The organism is Rhodococcus sp. SGAir0479 (assembly GCF_005484805.1).
Classification (GTDB): Bacteria; Actinomycetota; Actinomycetes; order Mycobacteriales; family Mycobacteriaceae; genus Prescottella.
This window is the reverse complement of the sequence record NZ_CP039432.1, coordinates 4805076-4819323: the sequence shown is the minus strand read 5'-3', so window position 1 is coordinate 4819323 and position 14248 is coordinate 4805076. Positions and strand designations below refer to the sequence as shown.

The 14248-nt window shown below is 67.8% G+C and carries 13 protein-coding genes; 8 read left to right on the top strand and 5 right to left on the bottom strand.

Annotated elements, in window-relative coordinates; all coding sequences use genetic code 11:
* Positions 1-83 precede the first annotated feature (83 nt).
* Positions 84-995 carry a 3-oxoacyl-ACP reductase gene (locus E7742_RS22385; RefSeq protein ID WP_137800953.1) on the bottom strand — a complete coding sequence of 304 codons (912 nt, stop codon included), beginning with the start codon at positions 993-995 and terminating at the stop codon, positions 84-86.
* Positions 996-1112: 117 nt separating this feature from the next.
* Positions 1113-1301, bottom strand: coding sequence for a ferredoxin (locus tag E7742_RS22380; RefSeq protein ID WP_137800952.1), 189 nt, complete (start codon positions 1299-1301; stop codon positions 1113-1115).
* Positions 1302-1580: 279 nt separating this feature from the next.
* Between E7742_RS22380 and E7742_RS22375 the strand changes: the two genes are divergently transcribed.
* The 3 genes from E7742_RS22375 (at position 1581) to E7742_RS22365 (ending at position 5606) form a co-directional block, all read left to right on the top strand.
* A complete protein-coding gene (locus E7742_RS22375; protein ID WP_137800951.1) occupies positions 1581-2762 on the top strand; it encodes an acyl-CoA dehydrogenase family protein in 1182 nt (393 codons plus the stop codon).
* A gap of 15 nt (positions 2763-2777) precedes the next feature.
* Positions 2778-3899 carry an acyl-CoA dehydrogenase family protein gene (locus E7742_RS22370; RefSeq protein WP_137800950.1) on the top strand — a complete coding sequence of 374 codons (1122 nt, stop codon included), beginning with the start codon at positions 2778-2780 and terminating at the stop codon, positions 3897-3899.
* Between the two features lie 75 nt (positions 3900-3974).
* A complete protein-coding gene (locus E7742_RS22365) occupies positions 3975-5606 on the top strand; it encodes a long-chain-fatty-acid--CoA ligase (RefSeq protein WP_137800949.1) in 1632 nt (543 codons plus the stop codon).
* A gap of 57 nt (positions 5607-5663) precedes the next feature.
* Here the strand turns inward: E7742_RS22365 and E7742_RS22360 are convergent, their stop codons facing one another.
* Positions 5664-6779 carry an NAD(P)H-dependent flavin oxidoreductase gene (locus E7742_RS22360; RefSeq protein ID WP_137800948.1) on the bottom strand — a complete coding sequence of 372 codons (1116 nt, stop codon included), beginning with the start codon at positions 6777-6779 and terminating at the stop codon, positions 5664-5666.
* On the bottom strand, positions 6779-8428 hold the full coding sequence (locus E7742_RS22355; RefSeq protein WP_137800947.1) for an acyl-CoA synthetase: 1650 nt from the start codon (positions 8426-8428) through the stop codon (positions 6779-6781). The genes E7742_RS22360 and E7742_RS22355 overlap by 1 nt, the downstream gene beginning before the upstream one ends.
* Positions 8429-8507: 79 nt before the next feature.
* Between E7742_RS22355 and E7742_RS22350 the strand changes: the two genes are divergently transcribed.
* From E7742_RS22350 to E7742_RS22340, 3 genes are all read left to right on the top strand, one after another.
* Positions 8508-9329, top strand: coding sequence for a crotonase/enoyl-CoA hydratase family protein (locus tag E7742_RS22350; protein WP_137800946.1), 822 nt, complete (start codon positions 8508-8510; stop codon positions 9327-9329).
* Positions 9330-9415: 86 nt separating this feature from the next.
* Positions 9416-10036 carry a TetR/AcrR family transcriptional regulator gene (locus tag E7742_RS22345; RefSeq protein ID WP_137800945.1) on the top strand — a complete coding sequence of 207 codons (621 nt, stop codon included), beginning with the start codon at positions 9416-9418 and terminating at the stop codon, positions 10034-10036.
* A 196-nt stretch (positions 10037-10232) separates the two neighbouring features.
* Complete coding sequence (locus E7742_RS22340) at positions 10233-10994, top strand: 3-hydroxyacyl-CoA dehydrogenase (protein ID WP_137800944.1); 762 nt, start codon at positions 10233-10235, stop codon at positions 10992-10994.
* Positions 10995-11065: 71 nt separating this feature from the next.
* On the opposite strand, the gene E7742_RS22335 is transcribed toward E7742_RS22340, so the two are convergent.
* Positions 11066-12106 carry an LLM class F420-dependent oxidoreductase gene (locus E7742_RS22335; RefSeq protein WP_137800943.1) on the bottom strand — a complete coding sequence of 347 codons (1041 nt, stop codon included), beginning with the start codon at positions 12104-12106 and terminating at the stop codon, positions 11066-11068.
* Between the two features lie 106 nt (positions 12107-12212).
* Here E7742_RS22335 and E7742_RS22330 point away from each other — a divergent pair, with 106 nt between their 5' ends.
* The gene (locus E7742_RS22330) at positions 12213-13169 is read left to right on the top strand and encodes a Zn-ribbon domain-containing OB-fold protein (protein ID WP_217497515.1); all 957 of its coding nucleotides are present in this window, start codon (positions 12213-12215) and stop codon (positions 13167-13169) included.
* A 13-nt stretch (positions 13170-13182) separates the two neighbouring features.
* Positions 13183-14247: a thiolase domain-containing protein gene (locus E7742_RS22325; RefSeq protein ID WP_137800941.1), complete on the top strand. Its 1065-nt coding sequence runs from the start codon at positions 13183-13185 to the stop codon at positions 14245-14247.
* Position 14248: the final 1 nt, after the last annotated feature.

The following is a 14248-nucleotide window of genomic DNA, read 5'->3' as shown; positions in this document are numbered from 1 at the left end:
ATGTATCGAGAATCCCGCAATCCTGCGTTACCCGGGACACGGCCGGATCGCGGGTTGCACCCCGGTTCGAGACGAAGCACGCCTCAGCCGAGACCGCCGAGCGCCTCGGAGGCGGAGAACGTGCGCTCCGGGTCACGGTCGTCGAAGTAGGCGCCCAGTTCGTCGGCGAGGCCACCGGGCGTCCACTGCCCTTCGGCGTCGAACCGCCGTTCGACGACCGGAGCAGCCATCAGCGCGACCATCGGCCCGTACACGACGAAGACCTGCCCGTTGACCTTGTCGGCCGCGGGCGACGCCAGATACGACACCAGGGCGGCGACGTGCTCGGGCGACAGCGGGTCGATCTGCCCCTCGGGCGCGTCCCCGAAGACCGACTCCGTCATCGACGTCCGGGCCCGCGGGCAGATCGCGTTGGCGCGCACGCCGTAGCGGGAGAGTCCGCGCGCCGCCGATAGGGTCAGCGCGGTGATGCCGGCCTTGGCGGCACCGTAGTTCGGCTGCCCGGCGGGCCCGAGCAGGCCTGCCTCCGAGGACGTGTTGATCAACCGCCCGTAGACCGGCGCGCCCTCGCTCTTCGACTTCTCGCGCCAGAACGTGGCGGCGTTCCGGGAGAGCAGGAAGTGCCCGCGCAGGTGGACCCTGAGGACCAGGTCCCATTCCTCGTCGGACATGCTGAACAGCATCCGATCGCGGACGATGCCCGCGTTGTTGACGACGACGTCCACGCCACCGAGCCCCTGCGCAGCGGCCATGAGCGCGTCGGTCGTCGACCGCTCGCCCACGTCGCCGGCGACGAATTCGAGTTTGCCCCCGAGAGTGCGGATCTCGTCGAGAGTCGACTCGACCGTCTCGTTCATCGCGAGGTCGTTCACCACCACGGCGGCGCCCGCCTGCGCCAAACCGATCGCCTCGGCCCGGCCGAGACCGGACCCCGAGCCGGTCACGATCGCGACCTTGCCCTCCAAGCTGACCCCGCGATTGTTGTCTGCACTCATCTACGCACTCCGTAACCGTGACGGCGACCGAACTCGCATCGATCGTTGCCTCATCGCCGCGGCTGCCGACGACGCGGCCAATGTAGAACGTGTTCTACATTGGCCGCAAGGGTGAGGTCAGTGCTCGGTGAGCGCCGCTCGCGGGCACTGCGCGATCGCCGAGCGCACATCCGCTTCCCGATCCGCAGGAGGGACCGGCGCCGAGATGATCAACTCTTCGTTGTCGTCCAGATCGAAGATGTCGGGCGCGATTCCGACGCAGACACCGTTGGCCTCGCAGCGGTCCTTGTCGACCCTTACCTCCATGACCGTTCCCCTTTTCGCGTTCGCTTGAAAGACTGGGCGCAGGTTCGTGGCACCGGGCTGTGGCGCGACGAAACTCCGCCATAAGACTAGAACCCGTTTCACTGCTGTGCAATGATTCGGACAACCCCTCCTGTAGGCGCCGACCGCTCGGTCGGCACCGGTCACGGAAAGGTCGCTGTCACAGCCGCGTTCCGATCGGCAGTCTCCGCGATCATTCCAGAAATCTGTGCCGAGTCGGTCGAATCAGCGCTGACGATCGTTCTGGAACGGAGAATTGGCGTGGACATCACCTACACCCCGCAGCAGCAGCAGTTGCGGGAGGAGTTGCGAAGCTACTTTGCGAAATTGATGACGCCCGAGCGTCGCGAGGCCCTTGCGGCGACGACGGGCGAGTACGGCGAGGGCAACGTCTACCGCGAGGTCGTCCAGCAGATGGGCAAGGACGGCTGGCTCACGCTCGGCTGGCCGGAGGAGTTCGGTGGGCAGGCGCGATCGGCCATGGATCAGCTGATCTTCACCGACGAGGCCGCGATCGCCGGTGCGCCCGTGCCGTTCCTGACGATCAACTCCGTCGCGCCGACCATCATGCACTTCGGCACCCCCGAGCAGAAGGCCTTCTTCCTGCCACGGATCTCCGCGGGCGAGCTGCACTTCTCGATCGGCTACTCCGAGCCCGGGGCGGGCACCGACCTGGCGTCGCTGCGTACGTCCGCGGTCAAGGACGGTGACGACTACGTCATCAACGGCCAGAAGATGTGGACCAGCCTCATCCAGTACGCGGACTACGTGTGGCTGGCCTGCCGTACGGATCCGAACGCCAAGAAGCATCGCGGCATCAGCATGCTCATCGTGCCGACCTCCGCCGAGGGGTTCTCGTACACCCCGGTGCACACGATGGCCGGCCCGGACACCAGTGCGACCTACTACCAGGACGTCCGGGTGCCGCAGAGCTCACTGGTCGGCGAGGAGCACGGCGGGTGGCGGCTGGTGACCAATCAGCTCAACCACGAACGGGTCGCGCTGACGTCGGCCGGGCCGATCATGACCGCGCTCCGGGAGGTTCGGGAGTGGGCGCAGAACACCAAGCTCGCGGACGGACGCCGGGTGATCGACCAGGAATGGGTACAGGTCAACCTCGCCCGCGTGCACGCCAAGACCGAGTACCTCAAGCTCATGAACTGGGAGATCGCCTCCGCAGAGGACCACGCTCCCGGTCCCGCGGCCGCTTCCGCCAACAAGGTGTTCGGCACCGAGTTCGCCACCGAGGCCTACCGGCTGCTCATGGAGATCCTGGGCCCTTCGGCCACCGTCCGGCAGAACTCCCCCGGTGTCCTCCTCCGCGGCCGACTCGAGCGGATGCACCGCTCCGCGCTGATCCTCACCTTCGGCGGCGGCACCAACGAGGTACAGCGCGACATCATCGCGATGACCGCCCTCGGCCAGCCGGCAGCCAAGCGATAAGGAAGGACGACCACCATGGACTTCACTCTCACCGAGGCCCAGCAGGATCTGGCCGGCCTGACCGGCGGCATCGTCGCCGACATCGTCACCAACGACCGTCTCCGCGAACTCGACTCCGCCGAGGATCGTTTCGACCGCAAGCTGTGGGACGCGCTCGCCACCGCCGGGGTGCTCGGCGCCGCCCTGCCCGAGTCGGTGGGCGGTGACGGTTTCGGCATCCTGGAACAGTGCAGCATCCTGATCGAGTTGGGCCGCGGCGTCGCCGCCGTCCCCTACCTGTCGTCGATCGTGATGGCCGCGGGAGCGATCGCCGAGTTCGGTTCGGACACGCAACGTTCGGAGTGGGCGGCGCCGGCCGCGGCCGGCTCGAAGATTCTCGCCGCGGCGCTGGCGGAGGAGCTGGCCGACGATCCCGCCGCGCCGGTGACCCGCGCCGAGCACACGGCGGACGGGTGGACACTGAACGGCACCAAGATCGTGGTCGACGGCGCGCCCGTCGCAGATCTGTTCCTGGTCCCGGCCGCGACCGACGCCGGTACCGCGGTCTTCCTGGTCCGGCCCGGCGACGCCGGGGTGATCGTGACCCGACAGCAGACCACGGACTTCGGGTGCACCGGCCTGGTCGAGCTCTCCGACGTCCGGATCGCCGACGACCGCCTCCTGGGATCGGTCGCGCAGGGCGCCGACATCGTGAACTGGATACTCGCCCGGGGCGCCGTCGGCTCGAGCGCCTTCCAGTTCGGCGTGCTGGACCAGGCACTGAAGATGACCGCCGAGTACGCCCGTGAACGCATCCAGTTCGATCGGCCGATCGGCAGCTTCCAGGCCGTGGCCCAGCGCCTCGCCGACGGATACATCGACGTCAAGGGCGTCCGACTCACGTTGTGGCAGGCAGCCTTCCGTCTCGCGGCAGGACTCCCGGTCGACGGCGCGGTGGAGACCGCGAAGTTCTGGGCCGCGGATGCCGGCCACCGCGTCGCACACACCGTGGTCCACGTGCACGGCGGCGTCGGGCTCGACGAGGACCACCCGACCCACCGGTACTTCCTGGCCGCCAAGCGTCAGGAGTTCCTGCTGGGGTCCGGCACCGACCAGCTGCGGCGGCTCGGAGCGCAGCTGGCCGCGACGCCGGCGTAAACGGCACGCGGACAGTCGGTCCCACAGACTGAAACACGCACGCATGACGGGCGTCACACCCGTCATGATGGGGGTATGACAGTGACCCCCACGGTCGCGGACCAGCTCGACCGGTTACGCGACGTCGACACGCACGGCATCCGGTTCGAGGAGTCGTACATTCCGTGGACGGATCACGTCCACGGAATGTACGACCGTGCGGCGCTGCTCGACGAGCTTCTCGATGCCGGACGTCCCCGGCACTTCGGCGTACTGTTCGACAACATTCCGGAGTTCTCGTCACTGCTGGGAGCGGCCGCCTTCTCCGGCACCGTGCTCGCCGGACTGAACACCACCCGTCGCGGCGACGCGCTTGCACGGGACATCGCGCTGTCCGACTGCCAGATCGTCTTCACCGAGAACACCCAGGCGCACCTGCTCGACGGACTCGAGCTCGACGGCGTGCGCGTGGTCAACGTCGACTCCCCCGAGTGGGCTGAGCTCCTGGCGCCCCATCGGGGAAGCCCCGCGCTCGTCCCGGCCGCCACTCCCGACGACCTGCTGATGCTCATCTTCACCTCCGGCACCAGCGGCGACCCGAAGGCCGTGCGGTGCACCCACCGCAAGTTCACCGAGCCCGGCATCATGTTGGCCGACCGCTTCGGCCTCGGCACCGACGACGTCGTGTACATGGCGATGCCGATGTTCCACTCCAACGCCATGATCGCGGCGTGGGCGGTGGCGCTGCACGGCCGGTGCGGGATCGCGCTGCGGCGCAAGTTCTCCGCGTCGGGCTTCCTTCCCGACGTGCGCCGCTACGGCGTCACCTACGCCAACTACGTGGGCAAGCCCCTGTCGTTCATCCTCGCCACCCCGGAGCAGCCCGACGACGCCGACAACACGTTGCGCGTCATGTACGGCAACGAGGGGTCGGCGCCGGTCGCCCGTGAGTTCGCCCGCCGCTTCGGCACCCGCGTGGTCGACGGTTTCGGTTCGACGGAGGGCGGCGTGTCCATCTCCGCGCACCCCGACGCACCGGCCGGCGCTCTGGGTCTACTTCCCGCGAACATCGAGATCCGTGATCCGGACACCGGGAAGGTCTGTCCGCCCGCCGAGTTCGACGCCCAGGGCCGAATCGTCAACGCCGAGGCGGCCACCGGCGAGATGGTCAACGTCGCGGGGGCCGGTGCGTTCGCCGGCTACTACAAGAATCCGACGGCCGACGCGGAGCGGCTCCGGGACGGCATGTACTGGAGCGGCGACCAGGCGTATCGCGACACCGACGGATTCGTGTACTTCGCGGGCCGCAGTTCCGGGTGGCTGCGGGTGGACGGGGAGAACCTCGGAGCCGCACCGATCGAACGCATTCTGCTGCGCTACCCCGGATTCGCCCAGGTGTCGGTGTACGGGGTCCCGGACCGCGAGGTCGGTGACCGAGTGATGGCGGCCGTCATCCCGACCGGCGACGTCGAGGACTTCGACCCGTCCGAGTTCGCGCGGTTCCTCGACGCCCAACCCGATCTCGGGCCGAAGCAACGGCCGACGTTGGTGCGCGTGTGTTCCGAGTTCCCGCGGACCGCCACGTTCAAGGTCGTGACGCGCACCCTCAGCGCCGAACGCTGGCACTGTGACGACCCGGTGTGGCTGCGCGAGCGCGGCGACGACGAGTTCCGTCCCCTCACACCGGAACTCGCGGCCACCTTGGAACGGCAGAGGGCCGACGCCTGACCACCGACAGTGCCCCGGAACGATCTCGTTCCGGGGCACTGTCGCCGACCGCTCCGGTCAGTCTTTGAGACGCTCGAGGCGGGATACGGACGACTCGAATCCCTCGACCAGTTCGGCCATGATGTCGGCGACCGGGCGGATCTCGTTCATCCGGCCGACGATCTGCCCCACCGGCATGGCCACCACCTCCGGGTCGTCGCCCGCCGAGATGCGCTGGTGCGCCTCGCTGACGAGGATGTTCTGCAGCGGCATCGGCAGTGGGTCGGGGGCGTCGGGCCGGGCCCAGGCCTCGGTCCACTTCGTCTTGAGCAGGCGCGCCGGCTTGCCGGAGTAGATGCGCGAGCGCACGGTGTCCGCCGAGGTCGCGCCCAGCAGCGCCCGCTGGATCGACGACGGCCCGCCGGCCGCACTCCCGAGCTTGTACTCGCTCGTGGTGAGCCAGTACGAGCCCATCCAGACGCCGGACGCACCGAGTGCGAGAGCAGCGGCGATCTGGCGGCCGCTCCCGATGCCGCCCGCCGCGAGGACGCCCGCGGAATCGCCTACCGTGTCGACGATTTCGGGTACCAGCACCATCGAAGCGATCTCGCCGGTGTGGCCGCCGGCCTCGTAGCCCTGCGCGATCACGATGTCCACGCCGTTCTCGACGTGACTGCGGGCATGGTCGACGGCACCCGCGAGAGCCGCGACCGGCACCCCCTTCTCGTGTGCGAGGTCGATGACGTCCTTCGGCGGTGAACCGAGAGCGTTGGCGATCAGCGCGATCCGGTGGCCCAGCGCGACGTCCACGTGCGAGCGGGCCACCGAGTGCAGCCAGCCCAGCACGCCGGTTGCGTGTTCGACGTCGTCCGACAGCGGGGGTACGCCGAGCTCGTCGAGCGTCCGGTCGACGAAGGCACGGTGCTCGGCCGGGATCAGCTTGTCGAGATCCACCGCGGCGCCCTCGGTGGGCACCTTGGCCGGCATGACGATGTCGACGCCGTACGGATTGCCGTCGGTGTTCTCGTCCATCCACGTCAGCACCGCGTCCAGCTCGTCCGGATCGTTGAACCGGACACATCCGAGGACGCCGAGCCCCCCGGCCCGCGAGATCGCGGCGGCGACGTGTTCCGACGGAGTGAACCCGAAGATCGGGTATCGGATGCCGAACTTCGCGGCGAGATCGGTGTGCATCAGGAGTCCTTGCCGTTGGTGAGATGGTCGTCCGCCTCGCGGGCGCGGGTCTGCGCGGTGGCCCACTTGTAGTCCGGCTTACCGGCCGGGGAACGCTTGATCTCGTCGACGAGCCACAGACTGCGCGGCACCTTGTACCCGGCAATTTCCTTCCGCGCCGCCTCGACGATGTCGTCGAGCTTGGGCCGGGCGCCGGGACGCGGCGCGACGACAGCCGCGACCCGGTTGCCCCAGCGCTCGTCGGGGACTCCGACGACGAGAACGTCGAACACGTCCGGGTGCGTCTTCACCGCGCCCTCGACCTCCTCGGGGTAGATCTTCTCGCCACCGCTGTTGATCGAGACCGAGCCGCGGCCGAGCATCGTCACGGTGCCGTCCTCCTCGACCGAGGCGTAGTCCCCCGGGATCGAGTAGCGAATCCCGTTGTAGACCTTGAAGGTCGCCTTGGTCTTCTCCTCGTCCTTGTAGTAGCCGATCGGGATGTGGCCACTGCGGGCGAGCATCCCGACCTTGCCGGACCCGGGTTCGATCGGGTTGCCCTCCTCGTCGAGGACGCTGGTCTGGGCATCGATCTTCACGCGTGGCCCCCCGGAGTGCTCGAAGCCCTTGGTGATGGTTGCGATACCGCCGAAACCGGTCTCGGACGAGCCGATCGAGTCGGTGAGCAAACGGTTCGGCAGCAGGTCCAGGAACTGCTCCTTGAGCGCGGGCGAGAACAGCGCGGCACTGCTGGCGATCACGTACAGCGACGAAAGATCGTACGGCTCACCGGTCTCGGGGTTCCCGGCGATCAACGCGTCGATCATCGGCCGGGCCATGGCGTCACCGGTGATGAAGATCAGATTGACCGCGTGACGGTCGATCGCCTGCCACACCGCGTGCCCGTCGAACTCGGGCACCATCACCAAGGTCCCGCCGCCGAAGAGGCTGTGGAAGACCGCGGACTGCGAACCGCCGTGGATCATCGGCGGAATCGGGAAGCGCACCATGGGAGGGTTGGCGGCCCCGAGCTTCGCGAGGTCCCACTCGTCCTCGAGGTACTCACCCGTGACGAAGTTGACCCCGCCGCCGAGCACCCGCCACCAGTCCTCGTGCCGCCACATGACGCCCTTGGGCATGCCGGTGGTGCCGCCGGTGTAGAGGATGAAGATGTCGTCCGGGCTGCGCTCACCGAAGTTCCGCTCCGGAGACCCCTGCGAGAGCGCCTTCTCGTATTCGACGCCGCCGTACGACGAGTAGTCGAGATCCGAACCGTCCTCGATCACGATCGTCGTCCGAACGTGCGGGGTGGCGGGCAGGACGCCGGCGACCCGATCGCTGTAGCGGCGTTCGTGGATGAGCGCGACCATGTCCGAGTTCTCGAAGATGTACTGCAACTCGTTCTCGACGTACCGGAAGTTGACGTTGACCATGATGGCGCGCGCCTTGAACACCGCGACCATCGACTCGATGGCCTCGATGGTGTTGCGGCTGTAGATGCCCACCTTGTCACCCGGCCGGACACCGTGATCACGCAGGTAGTCGGCCAGTCTGTTGGCCCGCTCCTCCAACTGCGCGAAGGTGATCTCGCGGTCGGCGTCCACCAGCGCGACTCGGTCCGGGTTGAGGTCTATCGAATGCTCGACGAGGTCTGCGATATTAATGGCCACGTCAACAAAGTAGAACGTGTTACTGTCAGTGACAAGACCCAAATCGAGACCCAGCTCACACACCTACCGGGAGTCGCCAGTGTCCACCGGAACCAGCGAAAAAGCGGATGTTTCGGCCAATTCGCCCCACTGCCTGGTCGAGAAGCGTGGCCATGTCCTCATCGTGACCATGAATCGGCCCGAGGCGCGCAATGCGCTCTCCGCCGAGATGATGGCGATCATGACCGACGCGTGGGACCGGATCGACTCGGATCCCGACATTCGCGTCGCAATTCTCACCGGTGCCGGGGGCACGTTCTGCGCCGGAATGGATCTCAAGGAGATGAACCGCAACGCTCCGGGCGACAAGTTCGGTGCCGGCATGGACGTGACCCGGCTCCCCGCACTGCTGAAGGGGCGGCGTCTGACCAAGCCGCTCATCGCTGCGGTCGAGGGTCCGGCCATCGCGGGCGGTACCGAGATCCTCCAGGGCACCGACATCCGGGTCGCCGGGGAGAGCGCCCGGTTCGGCGTCTCCGAGGCACGACTGGGTCTGTTCCCGCTCGGCGGTTCCGCCGTGCGACTGGTGCGACAGATCCCGTACACCCTGGCGGCGGAAATCCTGCTCACGGGCCGCACGGTGCCTGCACCCGAGGCCAAGGAGCTCGGCCTCGTCGGTCACGTCGTCCCCGACGGCCAGGCCCTCGCCAAAGCTCTCGAGATCGCCGAACAGATCGCCGCCAACGGCCCCCTCGCGGTGCAGGCGATCCTGAAGACGATCCGCGTCACCGAGGGCCTGCACGAGGAGGAGGCGTTCGCGCTCGAGGCCGAGATCGGCATGGCCGTCTTCAAGAGCGACGACGCCAAGGAGGGCCCGCGCTCGTTCGCAGAGAAGCGCGCCCCCAAGTTCTCGGGCCGGTAGTACCGCACACCGTCGGACCGAAGGGCATCGGTTCACCCACGTATCCTCGACGGGCATTGACCGACGATGGACAGGTGAGAGCACCGATGGGCACACGCGCAGACGGGGGTCCCCCGCCGGAGTGGCGGCGCCTCGAGCCGCTGGAGCTCACCCCCATCCTCGACGCCGCCCTGGACGCGTTCTACGACAAGGGCTTCCACGGATCGTCGGTACGCGACATCGCCCGCCGGGTGGGCGTCACGGTCCCTGCGCTGTACTACCACTACGAGAACAAGGAAGGGTTGCTGGTCGCGCTGATCGAGCTCGGCACCGGCGACGTCCTCGCCCGAGCCAGGTCCGCGAACGAAGCGGGCGGCGACGACCCGGCGGTGCGCTTGACGAACGTGGTGTCGGCGATCGTGTTGCGGATGACCGACCGCGCCCGGCTGGCAGCGATCGAGGGCGAGGCGAGATACCTGACCTCGGACAATTTCGAACGGTACCGCGCCGTGCGCAAGGACATCGAGACGATCGTGCTCGACATCGTGCGGGACGGTGTCGATGCGGGCACCTTCGACATCGAGGATCCGGCCGAGACCACCCGCGCCATCCTGGGCATGTGCCAGGCCATCCCCCGCTGGTACCACGCCGAGGGGGAACTGGGCCCGGAGGCGGTGGCGGCCAAGTATGCGGCGATCGCCGCGAAGATGGTCGCCCCCGCCGGCTGACCGCCCCGCCCGTTGACCCTGGCCTGCCCCCGTGGTACCAACTTAGCGAGCGATAAGTAAGTGCGGTGTCGAGAGGAAGAACCCATGACCGAGGCTGTCGTCGGCGCGGTTCGCCTCGCGTGCGGTGAGGGCGTACCGGGTGGCGCGATCGACATCGAACGATTCTGATAGACAAGCACATCCGAAAGGAACACGCATGATCGTCAAGGACAGCGTCGCACTCGTCACGGGCGGCGCCTCCGGCCTCGGCCTGGCCACCGTCAAGGCCCTGCACGAGCAGGGTGCCAGTGTCGTCATCCTCGACCTGCCGTCGTCGAACGGCGAGGTGGTCGCGAAGGAACTCGGCGACCGGGTGCGCTTTGCCGCCGGCGACGTCACCGACGAGGCGTCCGTCGTCGCCGCCCTCGATCTCGCCGAGTCGCTCGGCCCGCTGCGGGTCACCGTCAACTGTGCCGGCATCGGCAACGCGATCAAGACCGTCGGCAAGCAGGGAGCTTTCCCGCTCGCGGAGTTCCAGCGCGTCGTCAACATCAACCTCGTCGGCACGTTCAACGTCCTTCGCCTCGCCGCCGAGCGTATCGCCCGGACGGAACCCGTCGAGGGTGAGCGCGGCGTCATCGTCAACACCGCGTCCGTCGCGGCCTTCGACGGGCAGATCGGCCAGGCCGCCTACTCCGCGTCCAAGGGCGGCGTCGTCGGCATGACGCTCCCGATCGCACGCGACCTCGCGTCGATGCTGATCCGCGTCGTCACCATCGCACCGGGCCTGTTCAAGACTCCCCTGCTCGCCGGACTGCCGGAGCCCGCGCAGGAGTCCCTCGGCAAGCAGGTTCCCCACCCGTCGCGCCTGGGCGATCCCGCCGAGTACGGCGCGCTCGCCGCCCACATCGTGTCCAACCCGATGCTCAACGGTGAGGTGATCCGCCTCGACGGTGCCATTCGCATGGCACCCCGCTGACCGAACCCGATTCGCGCGAGGGCGTGGGGCCCGGAATCGACCAGGTCCCGCGCCTTTTCGTGTTCGCGGGGTCAGGCGGTGCCGACCGCGGCCGCGAGCTGCCGCATGTGTTCGACGCTGCGGCACGTGACCAGCAGCATCGTGACGCCGGCGTCCTCCCATTCCTTCACCTGGGTGCGCACCTCGTCGACGTTGCCGATGATCATCGTGTCCGTGACCATGCGGTCGGGGACGACCGCGGCCGCCTCGTCCTTGCGTCCCGACAGGAACAGCCGCTGGATCTCCTGGACCTCGTCTCCGTATCCCATCCGGGTGTACACCTGGGCATGGAAGTTCAGTTCGGCGGCGCCCATCCCGCCGACGTACAGCGCGGTCATCGGGCGCAGTTTGTCGATCTCGGCGCGGCGGTCGTCGGTGACGATCACCTGACAGGTGGCGGCGATCTCGAAGTCCTCGCGGCTGCGGCGGGCGCCCGGCCGAGCGAATCCCTCGTCGAGCCACTCGTTGTACATCGGCGCCAGCCGCGGCGTGTAGTAGATCGCGAGCCACCCGTCGGCGATCTCGGCGGTGAGGGCGACGTTCTTGGGGCCTTCGGCCCCCAGCCAGATCGGTAGGTCCGCCCGCAGCGGATGGGTGATCGGCTTGAGCGGCTTACCCAACCCCATGGAGCCGGAACCGGTGTAGGGCAACGGATAGTGCGGTCCGTCGTTGCGGACGGCAGCCTCCCTGGCGAGGACCTGACGAACGATCGAGACGTACTCACGGGTCCGCGCGAGCGGCTTCTGGAAGGGCTGTCCGTACCACCCCTCCACCACCTGCGGTCCCGACACCCCCAGGCCGAGGATCGCACGGCCGGCCGACAGATGATCGAGGGTCAACGCGTTCATCGCACAGTTGGTGGGCGTGCGAGCGGACATCTGCGCCACCGACGTACCCAGCCGGATGCGCTCGGTACTCGCACCCCACCACGCGAGCGGCGTGAAAGCGTCGTTGCCCCAGGACTCGGCCGAGAAGACGGCGTCGAACCCGGAGGCGTCGGCCTCGGTCACCAGTTCCTGCGCATTGAACGGCGGCTGCGCACCCCAGTACCCGAGTTGTAACCCCAGCTTCATTGCGTGCCTCCGCGTTTTCCCATATCGGCAGTGACTCTTGCCACAGTAATAAGAACCTGTTCTACTCGAATCCGTGACCCAAGGAAAGACAGCGAGCCAGAGCCGAGTGGCCGAGCAGCCACTGAGGGCACCACTTAATCTGAAATTCGACTACACCCGCTCGGTGGGGCCGACCATCGGAGCCTTCGTGACGGGCCTCCGCGACCGAAAGATCGTCGGGGCCCGCAGTTCCGACGGCCGGGTCCACGTGCCGCCGCCGGAGTTCGATCCGGTGACCCACGAGCCCATGACCGAGTTCGTCGACGTCGCGGACACCGGTACGGTCGTCAGTTGGTCGTGGATGCCCGACCCCATCGAGGGCCAGCCCCTCACCCACCCGTTCGCGTGGGCGCTGGTGCAGCTCGACGGCGCGGACACCTCGATCCTGCACGCCGTCGACGCCGGATCGCCCGACGCGATGAGCACGGGCATGCGAGTGCGGGTTCGCTGGGCGGACGAGCGTACCGGCCGGATCAAGGACATCGCGTGCTTCGAGCCCGGGGAGAGCGATACCGAGTCCACCACAACCGTTTCCGTCGGAGATCCGGTGACCGACATCGTCACGCCGATCGACCTGCACTACACGCACACCGCGTCGTTCGAGGAGACCTACTACCTGCGCGGCCTGATGGAGGGCAAGATCATCGGTGGCCGCACCGACGCGAACGGCAAGGTCTACGTGCCGCCGCGCGGAGCCAACCCCACCGACGGCATGCCCACCAAGGAGCAGGTCGAGGTGTCGGACAAGGGCACCATCACGACCTTCTGCATCGTCAACGTCCCGTTCCTCGGCCAGCAGATCAAGCCGCCCTACGTCGCGGCCTACGTGCTGCTCGACGGCGCGGACATCCCGTTCCTGCACCTGATCCTCGACGTCGACGCGTCCGAGGTCCGGATGGGCATGCGCGTGGAAGCCGTGTGGCGGCCCGAGGAGGAGTGGGAGTACTCGCTCCGCAACGTCTCCCACTTCCGCCCGAGCGGTGAGCCCGACGCGGACTACGACAGCTACAAACACCATCTCTAGGAGCCTCGAGAACATGACAGACATTGCAGTCGTCGGCTTCGCACAGGCCCCCCATGTGCGCGAGACCACCGGCACCACCAACGGTGTCGAGATGCTGGTCCCCTGCTTCCAGCAGCTGTATTCCGAACTCGGAATCACCAAGTCCGACATCGGTTTCTGGTGCTCAGGATCGTCCGACTACCTGGCCGGCCGTTCGTTCTCGTTCATCTCCGCGATCGACTCGATCGGTGCCGTGCCGCCGATCAACGAGTCACACGTCGAGATGGACGCCGCCTGGGCGCTGTACGAGGCCTGGGTCAAGCTCATGACCGGCGAGGTGGACACCGCGCTGGTGTACGGCTTCGGCAAGTCGTCCGCCGGCAATCTGCGCCAGATCCTGGCGATGCAGATGGATCCGTACCTGGTCTCACCGCTGTGGCCGGATTCGGTCTCGGTTGCCGGCCTGCAGGCCCGACTCGGCCTCGAGTCCGGAAAGTGGACCGCCGAGGAGATGGCGGCGATCGCCCAGCGCAGCCGCGCTGCCGCGAAGTCCAACCCCGACGCCCAGATCTCCGGTGACGTCGACATCCAGACGCTGCTGGCCTCCGAGTACGTCGCGGATCCCTTGCGAGCCCACGACTGCGCGCCGATCACCGACGGTGCGGCCGCGATCATCCTCGCCCGCGGCGACCGTGCGCGCGAGCTGTGCGAGCGTCCGGCGTGGATCACCGGCATCGAGCACCGTATCGACTCGCCCAGTATCGGGTCGCGCGATCTGACGACGTCACCGTCGACGGCGTCGGCTGCTCGTGCCGCGACGGGCGGCGAGGTATCGAACATCGACGTTGCCGAGTTGCACGCGCCGTTCACGCATCAAGAAATCATCCTGCGCGAGGCGATCGGCCTGACCGACGCCACCACGATCAATCCGTCGGGTGGACCCCTCACCGGTAACCCGATGTTCTCCGGCGGGCTCGAGCGGATCGGCTACGCGGCCCGCTCGATCATGAGCGGCGACGCGCAGCGCGTCCTCGCCCACGCCACCAGTGGCCCTGTACTGCAGCAGAACCTGGTCGCCGTCATGGAAGGACGCAACTGAT

Coding starts and splice junctions, on each gene's coding strand:
- E7742_RS22380 (WP_137800952.1), bottom strand. CDS start 1,301: ATGGAGGTAAGGGTCGACAAGGACCGCTGCGAGGCCAACGGTGTCTGC.
- E7742_RS22340 (WP_137800944.1), top strand. CDS start 10,233: ATGATCGTCAAGGACAGCGTCGCACTCGTCACGGGCGGCGCCTCCGGC.
- E7742_RS22365 (WP_137800949.1), top strand. CDS start 3,975: ATGACAGTGACCCCCACGGTCGCGGACCAGCTCGACCGGTTACGCGAC.
- E7742_RS22335 (WP_137800943.1), bottom strand. CDS start 12,106: ATGAAGCTGGGGTTACAACTCGGGTACTGGGGTGCGCAGCCGCCGTTC.
- E7742_RS22345 (WP_137800945.1), top strand. CDS start 9,416: ATGGGCACACGCGCAGACGGGGGTCCCCCGCCGGAGTGGCGGCGCCTC.
- E7742_RS22385 (WP_137800953.1), bottom strand. CDS start 995: ATGAGTGCAGACAACAATCGCGGGGTCAGCTTGGAGGGCAAGGTCGCG.
- E7742_RS22370 (WP_137800950.1), top strand. CDS start 2,778: ATGGACTTCACTCTCACCGAGGCCCAGCAGGATCTGGCCGGCCTGACC.
- E7742_RS22360 (WP_137800948.1), bottom strand. CDS start 6,779: ATGCACACCGATCTCGCCGCGAAGTTCGGCATCCGATACCCGATCTTC.
- E7742_RS22325 (WP_137800941.1), top strand. CDS start 13,183: ATGACAGACATTGCAGTCGTCGGCTTCGCACAGGCCCCCCATGTGCGC.